The organism is Neorhizobium sp. USDA 3394 (assembly GCF_056280385.1).
This window is the reverse complement of record NZ_JBWCDU010000001.1, coordinates 3,189,641-3,210,312: the sequence shown is the minus strand read 5'-3', so window position 1 is coordinate 3,210,312 and position 20,672 is coordinate 3,189,641. Positions and strand designations below refer to the sequence as shown.

17 protein-coding genes are annotated in these 20,672 nt (G+C 62.5%); 14 read left to right on the top strand and 3 right to left on the bottom strand.

Annotated elements, in window-relative coordinates; translation table 11 throughout:
• Window positions 1-87: 87 nt before the first annotated feature.
• Window positions 88-654, top strand: a complete 567-nt coding sequence (locus ACZ9EJ_RS15815; protein ID WP_080955835.1) for a DNA-3-methyladenine glycosylase — start codon at window positions 88-90, stop codon at window positions 652-654.
• A gap of 10 nt (window positions 655-664) precedes the next feature.
• On the opposite strand, the gene ACZ9EJ_RS15810 is transcribed toward ACZ9EJ_RS15815, so the two are convergent.
• From ACZ9EJ_RS15810 to bcsN, 3 genes are read right to left on the bottom strand one after another with little or no spacing between them, the layout of a single operon-like run.
• Complete coding sequence (locus ACZ9EJ_RS15810) at window positions 665-3,142, bottom strand: cellulose biosynthesis cyclic di-GMP-binding regulatory protein BcsB (RefSeq protein ID WP_251089476.1); 2,478 nt, start codon at window positions 3,140-3,142, stop codon at window positions 665-667.
• A gap of 9 nt (window positions 3,143-3,151) precedes the next feature.
• The gene (gene bcsA, locus ACZ9EJ_RS15805; RefSeq protein ID WP_046641981.1) at window positions 3,152-5,326 is read right to left on the bottom strand and encodes a UDP-forming cellulose synthase catalytic subunit; all 2,175 of its coding nucleotides are present in this window, start codon (window positions 5,324-5,326) and stop codon (window positions 3,152-3,154) included.
• Between the two features lie 58 nt (window positions 5,327-5,384).
• Window positions 5,385-6,413 (bottom strand): cellulose biosynthesis protein BcsN, encoded by a 1,029-nt coding sequence (gene bcsN, locus ACZ9EJ_RS15800; protein ID WP_052764691.1) that lies wholly within the window; start codon window positions 6,411-6,413, stop codon window positions 5,385-5,387.
• Window positions 6,414-6,683: 270 nt separating this feature from the next.
• Between bcsN and ACZ9EJ_RS15795 the strand changes: the two genes are divergently transcribed.
• The 13 genes from ACZ9EJ_RS15795 to visN all read left to right on the top strand — a co-directional run bounded on the left by ACZ9EJ_RS15795 (window position 6,684) and on the right by visN (window position 20,667).
• A complete protein-coding gene (locus ACZ9EJ_RS15795) occupies window positions 6,684-8,972 on the top strand; it encodes a hypothetical protein (protein WP_052764692.1) in 2,289 nt (762 codons plus the stop codon).
• 381 nt (window positions 8,973-9,353) lie between these two features.
• Entirely contained in the window at window positions 9,354-10,961 is a 1,608-nt protein-coding gene (locus tag ACZ9EJ_RS15790; protein WP_251089473.1) for a globin-coupled sensor protein, read from the top strand.
• Complete coding sequence (locus ACZ9EJ_RS15785) at window positions 10,961-11,254, top strand: STAS domain-containing protein (protein WP_037087115.1); 294 nt, start codon at window positions 10,961-10,963, stop codon at window positions 11,252-11,254. The genes ACZ9EJ_RS15790 and ACZ9EJ_RS15785 overlap by 1 nt, the downstream gene beginning before the upstream one ends.
• Before the next feature lie 2 nt (window positions 11,255-11,256).
• The gene (gene cheY1 / locus ACZ9EJ_RS15780; RefSeq protein ID WP_037087114.1) at window positions 11,257-11,622 is read left to right on the top strand and encodes a chemotaxis response regulator CheY1; all 366 of its coding nucleotides are present in this window, start codon (window positions 11,257-11,259) and stop codon (window positions 11,620-11,622) included.
• A 16-nt stretch (window positions 11,623-11,638) separates the two neighbouring features.
• Window positions 11,639-13,918 (top strand): chemotaxis protein CheA, encoded by a 2,280-nt coding sequence (locus ACZ9EJ_RS15775; RefSeq protein ID WP_046641983.1) that lies wholly within the window; start codon window positions 11,639-11,641, stop codon window positions 13,916-13,918.
• A 6-nt stretch (window positions 13,919-13,924) separates the two neighbouring features.
• Window positions 13,925-14,392, top strand: coding sequence for a chemotaxis protein CheW (locus ACZ9EJ_RS15770; RefSeq protein ID WP_046628157.1), 468 nt, complete (start codon window positions 13,925-13,927; stop codon window positions 14,390-14,392).
• Entirely contained in the window at window positions 14,389-15,297 is a 909-nt protein-coding gene (cheR, locus tag ACZ9EJ_RS15765; RefSeq protein ID WP_046641984.1) for a protein-glutamate O-methyltransferase CheR, read from the top strand. The genes ACZ9EJ_RS15770 and cheR overlap by 4 nt, the downstream gene beginning before the upstream one ends.
• Window positions 15,294-16,334 (top strand): protein-glutamate O-methylesterase CheB, encoded by a 1,041-nt coding sequence (gene cheB, locus ACZ9EJ_RS15760; RefSeq protein WP_046628160.1) that lies wholly within the window; start codon window positions 15,294-15,296, stop codon window positions 16,332-16,334. Before cheR ends, cheB begins: the two co-directional genes overlap by 4 nt.
• A complete protein-coding gene (locus ACZ9EJ_RS15755) occupies window positions 16,335-16,724 on the top strand; it encodes a response regulator (protein ID WP_037087108.1) in 390 nt (129 codons plus the stop codon). It begins immediately after the preceding gene.
• The gene (cheD, locus tag ACZ9EJ_RS15750; RefSeq protein ID WP_046603224.1) at window positions 16,721-17,278 is read left to right on the top strand and encodes a chemoreceptor glutamine deamidase CheD; all 558 of its coding nucleotides are present in this window, start codon (window positions 16,721-16,723) and stop codon (window positions 17,276-17,278) included. Before ACZ9EJ_RS15755 ends, cheD begins: the two co-directional genes overlap by 4 nt.
• Window positions 17,279-17,307: 29 nt before the next feature.
• Entirely contained in the window at window positions 17,308-17,697 is a 390-nt protein-coding gene (gene cheT, locus ACZ9EJ_RS15745) for a chemotaxis protein CheT (RefSeq protein WP_046628163.1), read from the top strand.
• 172 nt (window positions 17,698-17,869) lie between these two features.
• A complete protein-coding gene (fliF, locus tag ACZ9EJ_RS15740) occupies window positions 17,870-19,540 on the top strand; it encodes a flagellar basal-body MS-ring/collar protein FliF (protein WP_046628165.1) in 1,671 nt (556 codons plus the stop codon).
• A gap of 410 nt (window positions 19,541-19,950) precedes the next feature.
• Window positions 19,951-20,667 (top strand): transcriptional regulator VisN, encoded by a 717-nt coding sequence (gene visN / locus ACZ9EJ_RS15735; RefSeq protein WP_251089472.1) that lies wholly within the window; start codon window positions 19,951-19,953, stop codon window positions 20,665-20,667.
• Window positions 20,668-20,672 lie beyond the last annotated feature (5 nt).

Genomic DNA, 20,672 nt, shown 5'->3' with positions numbered 1-20,672 from the left:
CTCTGCAGGATGTCGGGTTGTCGGCGGAGAAGACAAGCCGTGCTTCGCCGTCTATGGATGCAGCCGGCGACGAGACGGGCGTTTTTTATGAACCAGCAGTTTTTCGATAGAGGCTCCGTGGCGGTGGCGCGTGACCTGATCGGCGTCGAACTCGATGTCTCCGGCGCGGGCGGCGTGATCGTCGAGACCGAAGCCTATGAGCCGGACGACCCGGCATCCCACAGTTTTCGGGGACCCACGCAGAGGAACGCGGTGATGTTCGGCCCGCCGGGGCATGCTTATGTCTATCGTTCCTACGGCATCCACTGGTGCCTGAATTTCGTCTGCCGGCCCGGCAGCGCCGTGCTGATCAGGGCGCTGCAGCCGCTCAGAGGCCTGGAGGAGATGGAGAAGACGCGCCGCCTTGCCGATCCGCTGCTCCTTTGCTCCGGTCCGGGCCGACTCTGCCAGGCGCTCGGCATCACCATCGAGCACAACGGCATGCCGCTGCTCGCGCCCCCGTTCGCGCTCACCCTGCCGAAAACACCGCCGCTGATCGTCACCGGTCGGCGGATCGGCATCTCCCAGGCCGTCGATCTGCCGTGGCGTTTCGGTCTTTCAGGCTCGCTCCATATCAGCCGGAAATTCACCGGCAAGGGCGGCATGGCGCCCTGAACCGAAGGGATTATCTGTTGCGGCCGAGCAGTGACAGCAGCCCGCCCGTCGCAAGCCCGAGCAGCACGCCGCCGGCGGCCAGCAGCAGGGCGTAGGACATGATATTGTCCGACAGCCAGTTGGCGGCGATCAGCCGCGCATTTCCCGGCGAGAAGGGCTGCGTCGGCATGAACCGGAACCAGCTCACCGGCACGTCGCGCAACTCCTTGCCTTCGCCTTCATAAACGATGATGCGGCCCTTCAGCCGGTCCCATTCCTCCCGCGCCGAAAACGCCTGCATGCCTTCCGCAAGCGACGCGGAATCGGGTGAAATGATCGCGGTCCAGGTGCCGAGTTGCGTCGGATCGCTTTCCTGGGCGATGATCAATTTTGCTGTCTGGGGAGGCTTGTAGAGTTCGTCGGTGGCCGGGGCAAAACGCAGCATCGCCATGCTGAGGTCGAAATTGTCCTTGGCCCAGTCGCCGAGTGCCCTGAACTGCTGGGAAAAGAAGTTGTTACCCGCGCGCTGCTGCCAGTCCTGCAGGGTCAGCGAGGTTCTGGTCGACGTGTTCGATGAAACGCCCGCCGGGTTCCAGCTGTTGCGGCTTTCCTGGTCGATCTTCAGCTGCGTGAGGATATTGGCCGGGAATTCCGAGATGGAGCCGATGAAGAGCGCGTTCGCTCCGGCGACGCGCGCCGCCGATATGGTGACGTCGACCGGTATCACGTGGTGCGAGGCGATCGACATCTTTCCGAGGAAGGTCGCCGCAGCAGACAGGGTTTGTTCGTCGACCCGGCCAAGGAACAGTGAAACGGGCTCGGTGCCGATCCGGTAGGGAAAACCGGTTCCGGCCGTGGCGGCGAGATTGGGCACCTGGGCGATGCGGGCAAAATCGGGCATCTGGAACTGGGAGCTCCCGAAGAGCGCAAACCTTGCCTTGCTGTCGGCGGTGCTGCCCGGAGCGCAGGCGATATCCTGGCGCGTCAGGAGCGCTGCTTCCACGGTGATCGTGTTCACGCCTGGCTTGAAATGCTGCAGCGTTAGCTTGATCGGCAGATGGCGCAGGAGAGCGCCACCTGAGGAGGTGATCGGCACAGTCGAGGCTATATCGCCGTTGACGAAGATGTCGATGTGGCTGCCGGGCTGAACGTCGGCGGTATAGGCGGCATCGAGCAGGATGCGCGCCTCGCCGTAGGCGTTGGCATAAAAGTCGGCTGGTACGCCGATCGTGAAGCGGGTGCGGAACAGCCGGCCGGCGAATTCCTGACTTTCGATCCCGAGCTGCGCGAAATCGATCGCCGCATTCGAAAACAGGAACGGCGTATCGAGGCCGTGCCAGGCTTGAGTAGACAGCGTCTCGCGCCGTTGCGTGGCCGAACCGTCGGTGGCGGCGACGAAGCTTTCGATGAGGCCTTCCAACGCCGGCCAGCTTGGACCGGACAGGACGAGGGCCGAGGCGCCGTAGGCGCCGGGATAGTCGAGAAAGCTCGCCACGGCGGCATTGGCGGCGGCGGGCGGCAGAGCCGGCAGCAGTGGCCGCAGTTCGTCGCGGGTACCGACGAAGATCGCAAGCTCCCCGGGCTTCGGCAATGCGCTGGGCGTCTTCTCGAATGCGAAGGACTGGTTGGGCATGCCGCCCATCAGCGCCAACCCTTGGGTCAGCCGCATCAGCATGTCGGTTGCGCCGAGCTGGTCGAGGGCCGGCACGATCAGCCGGAAGCGGGTGCCCCCCTTTTCATCGACGCCGACGGCGCGGATGTCGTCGAGCCGCGAAAGCCGGTTCGTTCCGCTCGTTCCGAACGTCAGGAACGTCCGTTGCGGGTCGATATCCGTCCACAGTTCGAAGGTCGATTCGATCGTGCAGTCGGTGCGGTGCCGCTGGTCGGCGCGAAAGCGTATGAGATTGACGCCGCCTTTCAGGACGCCTGCCGGAATATCGAGGACGCGGTCGGTGATCTGATCGGGCGAGGCAATTGGATTGGCGTAGACCGGCACGTTGTTAATGGTGACCGCTAGTTCGGAGACTTCCGGCGCGACAACGATGGAATTCTGGTAGCCGAGATTGAGCTTTGCCGGTGCTGCCGCCTGTTCGGGTGTCAGATAAATCGACCACGAACGCTGATCGGCCTCGCCGTTCAGCCGCAGGCTTTTCTCCGGCACCAGATAATGCCGCCCGGCAAGTTCTGCTGGAAGGGCTGCGGGCAGCCGCGCCGGCGTTGCCGCCTGTGCGGCAGGCGCGGGGGGCGCCGGAGAGGGTGCCGTTGTCCGTGCGGGGGCAGGGGGCGGCGCTGTCTGGCCCGTAGGGCGTGGCGGTGGCAGCGGAATCTGCGTCTCCACCGGGCCGGGAGCAGGCGATACCGGCCGGGGTGCGGGCGCCTGCTGGCCCGGAGGCGCTGCGGACGGCGTGTTCTGGGGGCGCTCCGGGCCCATGTTGAACGGCGCGGGCGTCTGGGCCGGCGCGATGCCTGCGGAGAAAAGAAGAACTGCGATTGCGAGAGCCTTTTTCATCATGCCCTCCTATTTCTGTCCGCCTGCGGCGTTATCGCGTCCGGTGTTGCGGACGAGATAGGAAAGCCCGCGGGCTGTCTGGTAGATCGCGAGGCCGAGAAAGCATAGTGTACCGGCAACGAGGCCGGGATTGCGCCGGCGCGAGACCTGAAACTGGCTCCATTGAGCGGAATTGGCAAAGATCAGGTCGGCGATCAACCGGTGGTCCGTCGCCCGCTCGGGCAGATAGCGGCAGCCGATCGTGGAGACGTCACCGATCGTCTCCACGTTGCGGATCTCGATCGGCAAATCGCTGATGGGCATGTCGCTATAGGGCTGGAATCGGAGAATGCATCTTTTTCCGACCGTGATATCCTTGAACCCTTCCGTATAGACCTGCACGCCGGCGCCATGCACCGAGACGTCCTCGATCGTGGCGGTGAACCAGCGGTCGCCGACGCCGAACTCGCAGCGGCGGCTGACCTTGACGCGCCGCGAAGCCTGCCGTTCGCCCCGTTCGGACACCACCCCGAGCGCGCAGCCGGCGAGGATGATGTTGAGCAGGTTCCAGCCGCCGACCACGAGGGTCACGTCGGCCTTGTAGGGCTCGGCATAGACCCGGTAGACGCTGATCGCAAATGCGACGAGCAGCACGAAGAAGATCACGAAGAATGGCCGGCTGATTTCCGAAAGTCGGCTGACGGAGACGGATTCGTCCTTGGCGGTGACCTTGAAGGTCGGCTTGCGCGGATTGAGCATTACCGAGACGACGGCAGGCAAAAGGTGAACCGTCTGCACATATTCGTAGAGTTCGGAAATCCAGGGCCAGCGGTACGCCCCGTATAGATAGTTCTGCATCATCAGGTTCACGACCATATAGGTCAGCGAATAGACCATGAACTCGCCGCCGGACGAGGTGAAAATCTCCAGATCGAAGAACAGGTAGAAGAGCGGCGCGAAGAGAAAGATCGTACGCGGGAAGGGAAACAGCCAGAACAGCGTCGATGACATGTAGCAGAACCGCTGCGGCAGGGAGAGGCCGCGCTTGAGCGGTGGAAAGCGGAAGCGCAGGATCTGCATCATGCCCTGGGCCCAGCGGCTGCGCTGGCCGATGAAGCTTGCGAACGTGGCAGGCTGCAGCCCGGCGATCAGCGGCCGGTCGAGATAGAGGCTGTGCCAGCCGCGGCTGTGCAGGTCGAGCGCGGTCTCGCAATCCTCGGTGATGCTGACGCCCGAGAAGCCGTTCGAAACTTCGAGCGCCTTGCGGTTCAGGACAGCCGCCGATCCGCAGAAGAAGGCCGCGTCCCACTTGTCGAGGCCGCGCTGGATGATGCCGTAGAACATCTCGTTCTCGCTCGGCATCTTTTCGAAGGTACGCAGGTTACGCTCGACCGGGTCCGGGTTCAGGAAGAAATGCGGCGTCTGGACGAGAAAGAGTTTCGGGTCCTCGTCGAAATAACCGACCGTCTCCAGCAGAAAATCCCGGGCCGGCGCATGGTCCGCGTCGAAGACCGCGATCAGCGATCCGGTCGAATGCTTGAGCCCGTTGTTGAGGTTGCCGGCCTTGGCATGCTCGTTGCGCTCGCGGGTGAGGTAGCGCACACCGAGATCTTCGCAGAGTTGCTGCAGCAGCTTGTGGCGGGTTTCCGCAGCCCGGGCGTCGGCGACATTGTCGGATTTGCGCTTCTGAAGCGTGCTCCCGTCGTCGAGCAGCCAGACGGTCAGCTTTTCCGGCGGATAATCCATGTTGCGGGCGGCGGCGAGCGTATTGGCAAGCAGCACCTCGTCCTCGTTGTAGCTCGGTACGAAGACATCGACGGTCGGCAGCTCCCGATCGCGTCGTCCATAGGGCGCGCGCGACGGCAGGGGCATGGAGACCACGAACAGGCTGAGCGCCAGCATCAGCACGCTGTACATTTCCGCGAGGTAGACCAGCAGTCCCGGAATGAAGTTCTCGAGCTGGTTGACCGGCGGCAGCGTGCTTGTCGTGCGCCAGTAGACGTAGCGCATCACCATGGCGGTGCCGAAGGCGAGCGCCACGAGACGCCATTTTCCCCCTGCCTTGAGCAGCCGGATGATGCCCATCACGCTGACGACGAGAATGCTGGCGATGAGCTGGGTACGCGTGTTGATCGGCAGCGTCACGAGCGCGATGATCAACGCGCTCGCGAGGGCCCAGATGACCGCAGAAAGGAATGTCCGCATCCTGGGCTATCTCCTGCAGCCGGAAGATCCGGGCATCGATCGATCGGAATTGTTCGGCTTATCGGCACGCATTGGCGGCCCCGCTGGTCACGTCCGTGCAGGAAGGTGAGGGAACGCTTACCCGCCCGGTTTGTTGCGCAAGGCCCGACGGCGAGGGCACGAGCGGTGCGCGCGAGACCGACGGTCCCGCCGTGACCGGTGATGTGCTCGTGGCGGTCTGCGTCATGACCGGCCTCGGCACCGAAACCACGGGCACCGCCGCCGAGGACACGCTTGCTGACGTAGCGGCGGCAGCCGGTGGCGTCGATCGGGCCACAGGTGCCGCCCCGGAACGGGTATGGACCGCACTGGTTCGCTGCGGCAATACCGGGACGATCGGCTCGGCTGAGGTCGGTCGCGGATAGATCGGTGCACCGACGCCACCGAGGCTCGGGGAGACCGGCTGCGGTTCCCCATAGGGGTTCCAGCCGCCGTCATCCACTGCGCCGGTGATCGTGTAATTGTACATGAAGGCCAGCAGCTTCTGTTCGGTGGCGTTCGCCTCGCAGATTCTTGCGCGGATCTGGATCGAACCGTGGTTCGCGAGCGGCGAGATCGTTCCGGACGGGCTACGGACCTGCTGCCAGCCATACATGCAGAGGTCGTTGCCGGCGCCGCGCCCGAAGGCGTAGCCGAACGGGCCGTAATTGTTCTGGACGAAGAAGGACGAACGCACCATCCGCACGCCCGGCAGCGCCCGCCGCATCTCCGAGGCAATCCCGGCTTCCGTGACCGGTGTCGAGGTGAGCTTGTTGTCGCTGAGCTTGAAAGGGCTGACGGTGCCGAAGAACTGGGCCTTCAGCAGGTTCTGCCCTGGGGTCAGGGCTGAGGTGTAGAGAAAGATGTCCTGATCGACGGCGTTGTCGTAGCGCCGTTCGATGACGCTGACGATGCCGGGACCGGCCGGGGGCGGCAGGACCATGGCCTGTTCGGCCGGCAGGTTCTTGGCAAAGGTGCCCATCTGGACGGGTTGGCCGGCGCAGCCGGCAGCCAGAAGCGGCAGTCCACAAAACAGAACCGCTGCACCCAGATGGCCGAGGCCGCTCATTTTCTGTTGTCGAACCAGATGCTTTTCCGCCATGCCGAACAATACTGATAAGTCGCGGACATTCATTGTCCGTCGGAGGTCCCCGGCGACCGTTCGTTGCAGAGCGAGCTGCAGCAGAACCGATTGCCTGGACCGACTCAGCCATTTGATGAGGTAAATCTAAATTGTTCGTTAACCATATCAGTTCATTCTTTAGAAATAGAAAGCTTAAAGAGCCAAAGCCCGCAGCATGAGGCGTAGACGGGGAGTGAGGACGATAGCGGAGTGAGTATGCGGTTTTCGCTGATCTCATTAACGGTTTTGGGCATTGGCGCCGTGGGGTTGTATGGTTTGAGCCGTCAGCCGACGGTGGATCCTGGCCTGCTGACGAGCTCCGTCAATTCGCTTCCTTCTCCGCCCAAGGGATCGCGTCCCACGGCACCGACCGCCGAAAAGACCGAGCGTGTCGTCGCCCAACTCCTCTATCCGAACCGGGATACCGCGACGCCTGCCAGGCCCGGCTCTTCGTCGCTGGTGGTCGCTCAGGCGCCGGCAACACCCCCGCCCGCCCCACCGGTCCCGCCTGCAAATCCCCAGCAGGTCATTTCAGCCGCCGCCGTGCCGCCGGGCCAGCAGCCGGCGGTCGACGAAAGCGCGTTGCGTTATTTCGCGGCGAGGGGCGATACCGCCCGCCTGCAGGCGGAGATCTCCCGTCTGAGGGCGCTCTACCCGAACTGGACCCCGCCGGCCGATCCGTTGGCGGTCCAGATCAATACCGATCGCCAGCTCGAAAACATGTGGGCCCTCTACGCCCAGTCCCGCTATGCGGATGTCCGCAAGGCGATCACCGACCGCCAGGCGACCGAACCCGGCTGGCAGCCGCCGGCGGATCTTCTCGAACGTCTGAAGCTTGCCGAGGCGCGCGCCGGTCTGGTCACGGCTTCCGACGCTGAAAACCATGACGCGGTAATCCGGATGGCGACCGACAATCCGAGCCTGCTGACCTGCAGCGAAATCGACATCCTGTGGCGGGTGGCGGAAGCCTTCGCCAGGACCGACAGGCAGGGCCGCGCCCGCGACGCCTACACTTATATCCTCGACAACTGCGACGATTCCTCGGAGCGTTTCGCCACAGCGCAGAAGGGGAGCGAGCTGTTGCCGCCCGACATGCTGGAGGACCTGCTTGCCAAGGAGCGGACGCCGGCGGGTGGCCAACCGGAATTCGAGCCGCTGCGCGACGACATCTCGCGACGGCTGGTGGCAGCCGGCAACACCGATGCGAGGCTCGTGGTGCCGGAAAAATACCTGACCCGGCTGGAGCGGCTCGCCGAGGCTGACGGCAAGGCTTCCGATGCACTGATGCTCGGCTGGTATTTCTATCGCCGCGACAATCTCGGCGGGGCCGAGCGCTGGTTCCGCCGCGCCTTCAACAAGGAGGAGACCGCTTCGGCCGCCGAAGGGCTGGCACTGACGCTGGTTGCGCAGAAATCGCCCGTGGAAGCGGAAACGGTGCTCCATCGTTGGCGCGAAGCCTCCGATGGCGCGAAGGAAGCCTATCTTGCCGCCGTCGCCAATCTGCTGGCGCTCGATCCTCCGCCGGTACTGCGGGACGACGTCCTGCGCCGCATGGCACCGGTGGTGATAACTGCCCGCAATGCGGATGCGGCCCAGCAATTCGGCTGGTACGCCCGCGCCATGCAGCAGCCGCAAACGGCAGCCGAATGGTTTCAGGCGGCGCTCGCGTGGGAGCCGGACGACGAACCGTCCGCCTACGGCCTCGCTCTGACGCGCAATGACCTCGGCGACAAGTCCGGGGTGGTTCAGCTCCAGCGGGCATGGGCGGGCCGGTCCGAACGTATCGCGCGGCTCGGCGAACCGGTGACCGAGCGGGAGGCGCCGCGCCGGCAGCCCGCGGCCGCATCGAGGTCGAACGCCGATGGCGCGAGAGCGAATGTACCGGCTGCCGAGCCGCCTGTGGAAGAGACCAGACCGGTCGCCCGGGCCGAGGTGACGCGGGCTGAGCCCCAGCCGATCCACAGGACCGCAAGGATACCCGCACAAACGGCCGTCCGCCGCGGGCAATGCTCGACGACGCTCGATCCCCGCCGGATTCCGCCTGAAGCGGCGCTGGCCCGGGGCTGGTGCCTGATGGATCTCAACCGCCCCCTGGAGGCCGCACAATCCTTCGATGCCGCCTATGCGAGCAGCTCGGCCACTGCTCGCTCCGATGCCGCCTACGGTAAGAGCCTCGCCTATCTGCGCGCCGGTTTGACCGACAAGGCATCCGTTGCTGCGGCCGACTCGGCCCAGACCAACCAGCGTGCGGTGGAGCTGCAGACTGCGATTCTCTCCGACCGCGCGGTCAACGCCTTCAAGGCCGGGCGCTATCGCGAGACGTTGCTGGCGCTCGACCAGCGGGCGCAGATCGCTCCCGAACAGTCCGATCTCATGTCGCTGCGCGGTTATGCGCACCTCAACCTCGGCCGGCTTGCCGATGCCACTCGCATCTTCCAGGCGCTCGCCGACATGGGCGACAAGGCTGGCTTGCGCGGGCTTGCCGACGTTCAGGCGATGAACTGAGAAAAGGCAGCTCCGCGTAGTGCCGAGGCAAATGCGCCCATAGCGGGTATTATGCGCCCGGTTGAAGCAAAACAGGCATCCTTGCACCTTCCATTAACCTTCAGGCAAGGAATTAACCATACATATTAGAGACCACGGCGAAATGGGATGACTCCGGTCTCCCACCAGGCATGAAGCCGCAAAGCCGTACCGGTCCAATCCGGTATCCGCTCATGAAAATCCAGCAAAGCCGTGGTGACCGCGTTGCCCATGCCCGACGGATATTGATCCGGTTTTGGCGAGCATCCCCGTTCATCCAGGCGCTGGCGACAGCAGCTCGCATGCCGCCGATCCTCTTCGGGGATTGGCTTGATTAATTTGGGGACGGCTTTGGTGCAGGAAATGCCATCGGATCAGGCGCGACGTGGCCAGGCAGGCAGCCTGGGCGAGAGACTGGCATTTGCCGGCCTCGACGGCGAACTGCGCGATCTGCTGCGCCGCTGCCGCCCGCAGCTCGACCGGCATCTGAAGACCGGTCTGCGCGACCTCTTTCACCGCTTTCAATCCTTTCCGGAAGCCGCTCGCAATTTCGAAAGCGAGCAGCAGATCGAACGGCTGCACGACCTGCAGGCTTCCCACTGGGGCGTGCTGACCGATGCCCGCTTCGATGCGCTCTACGCCGAGCGGGTGAAGGTTCTCTCCGACGCCGAGAGCCGCATGGGCCTCGACCCGCGCTGGCACATTGCCGGCCACGCCGTGATGCTCGAACACCTGATCGCCGGCGCGATCGTCGATCTCGCTCCTAAATCGCTGCTGCCAGGCGGCCGCAAGCGCGAGCAGGAATTGCTCGACCTCGTCGGCGCGATTACCCGCCTGGTGATGGTCGATGTCGAGATTGCCGTCTCGCTCCGCTTCAACGAACAGCGCCTGAAGCACCAGCGCGCACTGGCCGAGCAGCGCGAAGCCGATCATGCGCAGGCGATCGAAACCTTCACCGACGTCATTGCCGCACTTGCCGACCGTGATCTGACGGCTTCCCTGCCGGCCGATGTTCCGGATGTCTATCGCGAACTCGCCGATCTTCTCAACCAGGCGGTCGCCGGCATGCGCTCCTCGGTCGAGACAGCCGACGGACACGGCCAGAAGGCTGGTGCTCTCACTCAATCGCTCGCCGAAGGCGCCCGCTCGTTCGCCTCCGCTTCCGAAGAACAGTCTGCCCGCCTCAGGGAGGCGGCACGCGTACTGCTCGACGTTACCGCCAGGGTCAAGGGAAGCGCGGCCGAGACGGCTGCCGCCGAAAAAGCCGCCGCTGACACCCGCCGTTCGGTCGAGGCAAGCGGCGAGGTCGTCGGCCGGGCGATCAACGCCATGGCGGATATCGAATCCTCGGCCGAAAAGATCGGCGAGATCATCGGCGTCATCGACGACATCGCGTTTCAGACGAACCTGCTGGCGCTGAACGCCGGCATCGAGGCGGCCCGCGCCGGCGAGACGGGCCGCGGGTTTGCGGTCGTCGCCCAGGAAGTGCGCGCGCTTGCCCAGCGCTCCGCCGATGCGGCCCGCGAGATCAAGACGCTCGTCAACGGCACCAAGTCCCAGGTGGATGCGGGTGTCGAGATGGTTCACCGCACCCAGGAGGCGATCGGCGGCATCGTCCGCCAGGTTTCCGATATCAATGACGCGATCGCCGGCATCGCCCGCGACACCGGCGAACAGGCCGTCGGTCTCGACCGATTGACCGTCGAGATCGGTTCGGTCAGCGAACACGTCGCCTCGAATGCAGGCCTTGCGTCCCGCGCCGGCGAAGGCGCCGACGAACTCCATACCGTCATCCTGGAACTCGGACGGACGGTCCGCGAATTCCGGATCGAACGGCAGAACCGTTATGCGGATGCGCGCCGTCCGGCAGCGCCAAGACCCCAGCCGACTCTCGTCCCGATCGCGCCGATGGCCTCCGAACGTGCGGATGACGGCGAATACATCTTTCAGAAACGACAAGGAATAAGCTGATGGCAGCAAAGAAGGCTGGACCTGCAAGTTTGAAGCTGGCCGCGGTGCTGGACCTCAACGAGGCCTCCAACCTGCATGGCAAGCTGGTCTCCATGCGCGGCAGCGATCTCAGGATCGATGCGTCGGGTGTCGAGCGCGTCGGTGTCCAGTGCGCCCAGGTTCTGCTCGCCGGCGTCAAGGCTTGGGAAGAAGACAAGAAGTCCCTCCTCGTGGAGAAGGCTTCGGATGCATTTCAGAAGACGATGCAACTTATCGGCATCAATAACCAGAATTTGGTTGCTAAGGAGATCTAGCAATGAAGAAAAAAGTACTGACCGTGGATGACTCACGGACGATCCGGAACATGCTTCTGGTGACCCTTAATAACGCAGGTTTTGAAACAATTCAGGCGGAAGACGGCGTTGAAGGCCTCGAAGTCCTCGAGGGCTGCAATCCGGACGTCATCGTCACGGATATCAACATGCCGCGTCTCGACGGCTTCGGTTTCATCGAAGGCGTTCGCCGCAACGAAAAATTTCGCGCCGTCCCGATCCTCGTCCTGACGACGGAAAGCGATGCCGAGAAGAAGAACCGGGCCCGGCAGGCCGGCGCGACGGGTTGGATCGTCAAGCCTTTCGATCCTGCCAAACTGATTGATGCGATCGAGCGTGTAACCGCCTGAGCCAGGAATTCCCCCGATGGATATGAACGAAATCAAAGAGATCTTCTTTCAGGAATGCGAAGAGCAGCTCGCTGAACTGGAGTCGGGTCTTCTCAAGCTGAACGACGGGGATCGCGACCCCGAAACGGTGAACGCCGTTTTCCGTGCCGTTCATTCCATCAAGGGGGGCGCTGGTGCCTTCGGTCTGGACGATCTGGTCTCCTTCGCCCACGTCTTCGAGACGACGCTCGATTGCGTGCGCTCCAATAAGCTGGAGCCGACGCAGGACGTCCTGAAGGTCATGCTGAAATCGGCCGACGTGCTCGCCGACCTCGTCACCGCTTCGCGTGACGGCGGCGGCGTCGACGAATCGAGAAGCCGCAGCCTCGTCAAGGAACTCGAGGCGCTTGCCCATGGCGAGCTCCCGTCTTCCTCCGGCCACGACGCCCCGAAACCGGCCGCAAAGGCTGCTCCCGCCGCGGCTCCTGCGGCGAAGGTCGAGCCTCCCAAGCCGAGCGACGACAGCGGTTTCCAGCCGATCCCCTTCTCGTTCGACGGTTTCGGCGAGGAAGATGAGCCGGCAGTCGAAGGCTCGCTCTACGAGGTGATCTTCAAGCCGCGCCGCGAACTCTACTCCAAGGGCAACGAAGCGGCGCTCCTGCTGCGCGACCTGTCCCGTCTGGGAGAGATGAGCATCAATTGCGATACGGATGCTCTGCCGGCGCTGGACAAGATGGATCCGGAAGCGTCCTACTTCAGCTGGAAGATCTCGATCCGGACCACCCGGAGCGAAGACGACATCCGCGCCGTCTTCGAATTCGCGGAATGGGATTGCGACCTCGAAGTGAAGTTTGCCGAAGAGGCATCTTCCAACGATGAACTGCCGATGGTTCCGGTTCCGTTCGATCTTTCGATCCTGGATGACTCTTCGTCCGTTGAAGAGGAAACGGCCAGCGAACGGGGCGCTTCGGAAGAAACCGTAGCCGCCGCCTTGTCCGCCGCCGAGACCGCGAGCAACGTCTCCAGGGCCGCGCGCGTCGCTGAAAAGAAAGAATCGGCCGCCGCGACTGCTGCCGCCCAGAACAATGCCGCAGCCGCCGCTGCCGGCGCGGGCCAGACGATCCGCGTCGATCTCGACCGCGTCGATCGCCTCATCAACCTCGTCGGCGAACTCGTCATCAACCAGGCGATGCTCTCCCAGAGCGTCGTCGAGAACGACGCGACCGGTACCTCGGCCGTCAACATGGGCCTCGAAGAGCTGCAGCAGCTCACCCGCGAGATCCAGGACTCGGTCATGGCGATCCGCGCGCAGCCGGTGAAGCCGGTCTTCCAGCGCATGTCGCGTATCGTTCGCGAAGTGGCCGACATGGTCGGCAAGTCGATCCGCCTGGTCACCGAAGGTGAAAACACCGAAGTCGACAAGACGGTCATCGACAAGATCGCCGAACCGCTGACGCACATGATCCGCAATGCCGTCGACCACGGTATCGAAACGCCCGAAAAGCGCGAAGCTGCCGGCAAGGACCCGGAAGGCACGATCAAGCTGACCGCGAAACATCGTTCGGGCCGCATCCTGATCGAGCTCGCCGACGACGGCGCCGGCATCAACCGCGAGCGCGTCCGCCAGAAGGCGATCGACAACGACATCATTGCAGCCGACGCCAATCTGTCGGACGACGAGATCGACAACCTGATCTTCATGGCGGGCTTCTCGACCGCCGACAAGATCTCCGACATTTCTGGCCGCGGCGTCGGCATGGACGTGGTCAAGCGGTCGATCCAGGCGCTCGGCGGCCGTATCTCGATCTCGTCGCGGCCGGGCTACGGCTCGACCTTCACCATGAGCCTGCCGCTGACGCTCGCCGTCCTCGACGGCATGGTGGTTACGGTCGCCGGCCAGACGCTGGTCGTACCGCTGACCGCGATCGTCGAGACGCTGCAGCCGGAGGCTTCCGCCATCCATTCCTTCGGCGCCAATCAGCGGCTAATCTCGATCCGCAACTCGTTCTGCCCGCTGGTCGACGTGGGTCGGGTCCTCAACTACCGCGCCACCCAGGCCAATCCGGTCGAAGGCGTCGCGCTGCTGGTGGAATCGGAAGGCGGCGGACAGCGCGCACTGATGGTCGATGCCATCCAGGGCCAGCGCCAGGTCGTCATCAAGTCGCTCGAGGCGAACTACACACACGTTCCGGGCATCGCCGCAGCCACCATTCTTGGTGACGGCCGCGTTGCGCTCATCCTCGATGTCGATGCGGTCGTCGCAGCGTCGCGAGGCCAGTCCATGAAACCTGAAATGTCGTTAGCCGCCACGGGTTGAGTTGATATGTCGTATGCCGTGAAGAATCTGGTCCAGGGAAGCAAGGAGCTGATCGCTTTTCGCATCAGCGATCAGGAATTTTGCGTGAACATCATGTCCGTCCGCGAAATTCGCGGATGGACACAGGCCACACCGCTGCCGCATGCGCCCGCATACGTCATGGGTGTCATCAATCTGCGCGGCGCCGTTCTGCCGATTGTCGATCTTTCGGCCCGGCTTGGCATGAAGGATGCCGAGCCGACGGCGCGCCATGTGATCATCGTGGCGCAGATGAAGACCAAAGTTGTCGGTCTCCTTGTGGAAGCCGTTTCCGATATCCTTACGATTACCGACGAGAATATCCAGCCAGTACCGGAAGTCTCTTCCGACCTGGAGAGACAATACGCCCGGGGGATTCTCGCCATCGATAAGCGGATGATCTGCATGATTGAGTTGGACGCCCTCTTCCCCGACACGGAAAGCGAAGTTGCATGAAGCCCCTGGGCGCCATCGAAAGCCGACAGTCACCGGATGAAGTCCTCGCAAGCGGCGAATATCCGCTGACGCGTCGTGACCTCACCGACATTTCGGCGATGATCTACGCGGATGCCGGGATCTATCTCAACGATTCCAAGGCCTCGCTCGTCTATTCCCGCCTTTCCAAGCATATCCGGGCTTTGGGGCTCCGCGGGTTCAAGGACTATTGCGTTCTGGTGGCGTCGCCCGAAGGTGCCGCCGCCCGCCGAGAGATGCTTTCGCATCTGACGACCAACTTCACCCGTTTCTTCCGCGAGAACCATCACTTCGAGCACCTGCGCGACGAGGTTCTGCCGGGTCTGATCAACCGCGCCAAGAGCGGCGGTCGCGTGCGCATCTGGTCGGCCGCCTGTTCGGACGGGCAGGAGCCGTATTCGATCGCGCTGACCGTCCTGTCGCTGCTTCCCAATGCGGCCGATCTCGACTTCCGCATCCTGGCGACCGATATCGATCCGAAGATCCTGGCCGCGGCCCGCGCCGGCATCTACGACGACAACGCGCTCGAGACCATGACGCCGGCCATGCGCAAGCAGTGGTTCCGGGAGGTCGATGCCGGCGGACGCCGCAGGTTCCAGATCGATGAACGCGTCAAGAAGCTGATCACCTTCAACGAGCTGAACCTGATGGCGCAATGGCCCTTCAAGGGCAATTTCGATGTCATCTTCTGCCGCAACGTCGTCATCTATTTCGACGAGCCGACGCAGATGAAAATCTGGTCCCGCTTTGCCTCGCTCCTGCCTGAAGGCGGACATCTTTATATCGGCCATTCCGAACGCGTCTCCGGCGACGCGAAGAACCTGTTCGATAACATCGGCATCACGACCTATCGTTATACCGGCAAGAATGCGGGGAGGAAGGCATGAGCGCTCCAGCACGGGTCCTGGTCGTCGACGATTCCCCGACCATGCGCGGCCTGATCACGGCCATCCTGAATTCCGATCCTGAGGTGAATGTCGTCGGCCAGGCCGGCGACGCGCTGGAAGCGCGCGTCGCGATCAAGCAGCTCAACCCCGATGTCGTTACCCTCGATATCGAGATGCCCAATATGAACGGGCTGGAATTCCTCGAAAAGATCATGCGCCTGCGTCCGATGCCGGTAATCATGGTCTCGGCCATGACCCATCAGGGTGCCAACGCGACGCTGGCCGCCCTCGAGATCGGCGCCTTCGACTGTGTCGGCAAGCCGGCTCCCGGCGACGTTCGCCCTTTCATGGATCTTGCTGAAAAGGTGAAGGCTGCGGCCCGGTCAGGACCACGCCGGAACGGACCTGCGCCGGTCATGGCAGCTGCTCCCGCCGCGGAATACCGCGTCGGCAGAAAGGTTGTGGCCATAGGATCGTCAACCGGAGGCGTCGAAGCGCTCATCGCGGTCCTGCAAAAGTTCCCGCAAAACTGCCCACCGACCGTAATTACTCAACATATGCCTTCCACGTTTACCAAAAGTTTTGCTGAACGGCTTAATCGTATCTGCGCTCCTGTGGTGCAGGAAGCCACGGACGGCGCGCGGCTGGAGATCGGCAAGATCTACCTCGCGCCTGGTGGCGAACGGCACTTGCAGGTGGTCAATCCGTCGGCGCCATGTTGCCGGCTGATCGAAAGGGAGCCGGTAAACGGCCACAGGCCCTCGGTGGACGTCCTTTTCGACTCGGTCGCCGATCTGGCGGGTCGCAATGCGGTCGGGGTCATCCTGACGGGCATGGGCCGCGACGGAGCTGCAGGTTTGCTCAGAATGCGTGGCGCGGGCGCTCGCACGATCGGGCAGAACGAGAAGACGTGTGTGGTCTACGGCATGCCGAGGGTTGCCCATGAAATGGGGGCCGTCGAGCAGCAACTGCCGCTAGGCTCCATTGGAGAAGAAGTGTTGAAGTTAACTGCCGCCCGAAAAGAAGGTACCGAATAAATGTCTATCGCTGAAAAAATCAAAGTTCTGATCGTTGATGATCAGGTCACCAGCCGCCTGCTGCTCAGCGACGCCCTGACACAGCTCGGCTTCAAACAGATCACTGCGGCCGGCGATGGCGAGCAGGGCATGAAGATCATGGCGGAACAGCCCCACCATCTCGTCATTTCGGATTTCAACATGCCGAAGATGGACGGGATCGGCTTCCTGCAGGCCGTCCGCGCCAATCCGAACACCAAGAAGGCCGCGTTCATCATCCTGACAGCTCAGGGCGACCGCGCCTTGGTTCAGAAAGCGGCCCAGCTCGGCGCCAATAACGTTCTCGCCAAGCCGTTCACGATCGAAAAGATGAAGGCCGCTATCGAAGCGGTGTTTGGAGCACTGAAATGAATGACGCCGCTGCAGTCAGGCGTGTCCATATCATCCAGGGGGAATTTAAGGTCCTGAACGACCCGAATGCCGTCCTCTCGACGATTCTGGGCTCATGCGTGGCTGCTTGTCTTCGCGATCCTGTCGCCGGTATCGGCGGCATGAACCACTTCCTGCTTCCGGGATCCGGCGGCTCCATGACCTCGGGCGGTGATGCAACGCGTTATGGCGTGCATCTGATGGAACTGCTGATCAACGGACTTTTGAAGCAGGGTGCCCGGCGAGACCGGTTGGAAGCGAAGATTTTCGGCGGCGCCAAGACGATTGCGAGCTTTTCGAATGTCGGCGAGCAGAATGCCGCATTCGCGATGCAATTCCTAAAGGACGAAGGCATTCCGGTGGTCGGTTCCTCTACGGGCGGGGAGCACGGGCGCAAGCTGGAGTTCTGGCCCGTGAGCGGCCGGGCTCGTCAGTATCCGCTGACCGGGGCCGAAACTCAACGGACGGTGGCTATGGAGGAGCGTCCGGTACGCACGCCGCCGAAGCCGGTCGAGAGCTCAATCGAGTTCTTTTAAAGAAGTCATTTCTCGGGGCGAAAGAAGCCATGAACGACATCGTCAAGACGCCAATCGCTCCCTTTGAGGAATCTCTTCCAGAAGTCCTGATGCGGCTGGTCTCGGAGCTTCATGACGTCGCATACCTGATCGAACGGGTCGAGCCGCAGCTTCTGGAGCTCGGTGGCGAAACGATCCTGCAGTCGCCGGACAGCTTGAAAGTCTTGCAGGGCATAGACCTTGCCGTCCAGAAGACGCGCGGCCTTGCGGAATTCATCGATACGATCACCGGCGGCATTCCGAACGAATGGATGGTCGATGTCTCGACCGCCCTCAATCTCGTCAAACTCGCCGACATGCAGAAGGCGCTGGCCAACGGCATGCGCCACGGCCATTCCCAGCCTTTGAGCAAGGCAGCCGGCGATTTCGATTTTTTCTGATCGCCAGCCCTGACATGCATGCTCCGGCCATGACGGCCCGCGCACTCGCCAGTCTCACGATCCCATCCACAGTCGCCAAAACCACGCTCTCGCGAAACGCTCGCACAAGCTTCGCTTCCTAAGGTGCGATTGAGCATAGGCTCGAATACCTAGTTGGCGATGTGGGAACAGAATGAATCTGTTGGCTCAATTTTCACAAGTCTTTAAAAATCTGGCCGGTTTAGGCCAGACGCGACTTATTGCTTTAGGCGCTGTCGGCGTCGTTTCAATTGCGATCGTTATTGCGGCGGCCCTCTTCGTTAACAAGCCGGCTTACGAGACGCTCTATGTCGGTCTTGATACGGCCGACCTCAACCAGGTAAGCATCGCGCTGGCCGAGGCCAACATGTCCTTCCAGGTCGGTACGGACGGTTCGAGCCTTCAGGTTCCTGCCGGCTCGACGAGCAAGGCGCGGCTTCTGCTGGCCGAGCGGGGCCTGCCGAACAGCACCAACGCCGGTTACGAACTCTTCGACAATGTCGGTTCGCTCGGGCTAACCTCCTTCATGCAGGAAGTCACCCGCGTTCGCGCCCTTGAAGGCGAGATCGGCCGGTCGATCCAGCAGATCAACGGCGTCAACGCCGCCCGCGTTCATATCGTGATGCCGGATGTCGGCAACTTCCGCAGGGGTGAGCAGAAACCGACGGCATCGGTGATGATCCGGGCCAGTTCGACGACGGGGCGCAAGGCTGCCTCGTCCATTCGCCACCTTGTCGCCTCCGCAGTCCCCGGCCTCGACGTGGACGACGTGACCATTCTGGATTCGGCCGGTCAGCTGCTCGCATCAGGCGACGAATACGGCGGCAGCGAAATGAACAAGTCGCTGAGCATCGTCCAGAACGTTCAGCAGGAAATCGAAAACAATATCGACAAGGCGCTGGCGCCTTTCCTCGGCATGGACAATTTCCGCTCCAGCGTCACGGCGGCCCTGAATACGGACAGCCAACAGATCAACGAGACGGTGTTCGATCCGAACTCCCGCGTCGAACGTTCGGTCCGCACTACCAAGGAAGCGTCGAAATCGCAGCAGACCCAGGACGACAACGCCACGACCGTGGAGCAGAACGTGCCGCAGGCCGCTCCGCCTCCGGGTGGCGCAAACGGTCCGAAATCGTCTGATCAGTCCGACAAGAAGGAAGAGCAGACCAACTACGAGATCAACCAGAAGACCGTCGCCACGACGCGCAACAGCTATCAGATCGAGAAGGTTTCGGTCGCAGTCGTCGTCAACAAGGGACGTATCGCGAAAATGGTCGGCGAGCCGGCCGACCAGGCCAAGGTCGATGCCTATCTCGCCGAGATGCAGAAGATCGTGGCATCCGCAGCCGGCATCAATGCAAACCGCGGCGACATAGTCACGTTGACGGCTATGGACTTCCTGGAGAACCAGCTGCTCAGCGAAGCATCCAGCGGGCCGGGCGTGATGGACATGCTGAGCCGCAATGTCGCAGGCATCATCAACTCGCTCGCCTTCGTCCTGGTCGCTTTCCTGGTGGTCTGGCTCGGTCTTCGCCCGCTCATCCGCACCGTCAGCGGCAACAGTGTCGCCGGCGAAGCCGCCGACGGCGCAGGTCTCGAACTTCCGGATTTCTCTCCGACGACCGGCAGCCCGGCACTCATGGACGGTTTCGGCTCCGACTTCGGTTTCGACAGCTCGAACGACATGCTGGGCGGTGGCGACGACGAGGGCTTCAACCGCCGCGTCAAGGAAGGTCCCGAAAAGCGCCTGGCCCGGATGGTCGAAATCTCCGAAGAGCGCGCCGCCAAGATTCTCCGCAAGTGGGCACTCGAAAAGGCGGCCTGACAGGGTATCACGAAAATATGATCGTTATAGGCCGGACCTTGTCCGGCCTATTTCTTTTCAGCTCCGCCACACACTTGGCCAATTTATCTATATGGCGAATCAGCAGGAATATGGCGCAACTGGGGAAATCCGATGTCGGGGCGATGGTAATTCGTAACGCGTCTCCTACAATGGCCTTGATTCGTACAATCACTTCCAGAGGTCCCGAAGAGGTGGAACTGCTGAAACCCCGGTGTCCAGGACGAGGGAAAGCGGCTACTGCCATTATTCTTGATGTATTTGCTTGATGCGGGATCGTTTCGGCGCTGGAGGGGTTGTATGGGAATCGCAACATGCCGCGATGCGCGCATTCATGACGAATGCACCACGAGGCGGGGAGCAGGTACCGAATGGAGTTGTCGGGGGTAGAGATGATGACGGAGGGGCGCTCCTATGCGGAGTCTGCCGGCTCCAGAGGACTCTCGCGTGAGCAATTGGTTCGCCGTCTTTCGGTTTTGGCGGGCTCCAACAACATTCAGGCGGTCATGCGGCTGCTCGCAGATTACGTCGGCGCTTCTCATTTTCTGCTGGCCCGCTACGACCTCATCCAGGAACAGGGCCTCGATTTCATCGTAACCTCCAACTGGCCCTTTGATCTCGTCCGCCGCTTAGGCTCCGAGCTCGCAAGCGGTTACGCGCGTTCCACCGAACTGGAAAAGTGCCTCTCGTTGCTGACCCCGAGCTTTGCCTTGTTACCCGACGACATCGTGCCGCCGGACGACATCAGCCGGCAGTACTGCTCGCTTACCTTTTGCGTTGGCCGGACGCGGTTCTCGCTGATGCTGCTGTTCCTGGACGGCATCATCCTGTCGCAGGAACGATTGAGGGAAGTGGGCCTGTTCGCCGCCTACGGCGCCAGTTTCGGAGAGAATGCCGACGCTAGGACGGAGCGTGATTTCGAACTGACGGAACGGGAGCTGGAATGTCTCTTCTGGATTGCGGAGGGCAAGACCAGTGACGAGATCGCCGTGATCCTCGGCATATCCCGCAATACGATCAACAACTACATTACCAGCGTGATGCGTAAGACGGCAACCAAGACTCGCTCCGAGGCGATCGCCTACGCGGTTCGCAACAACTTAGTTTAGGAAAA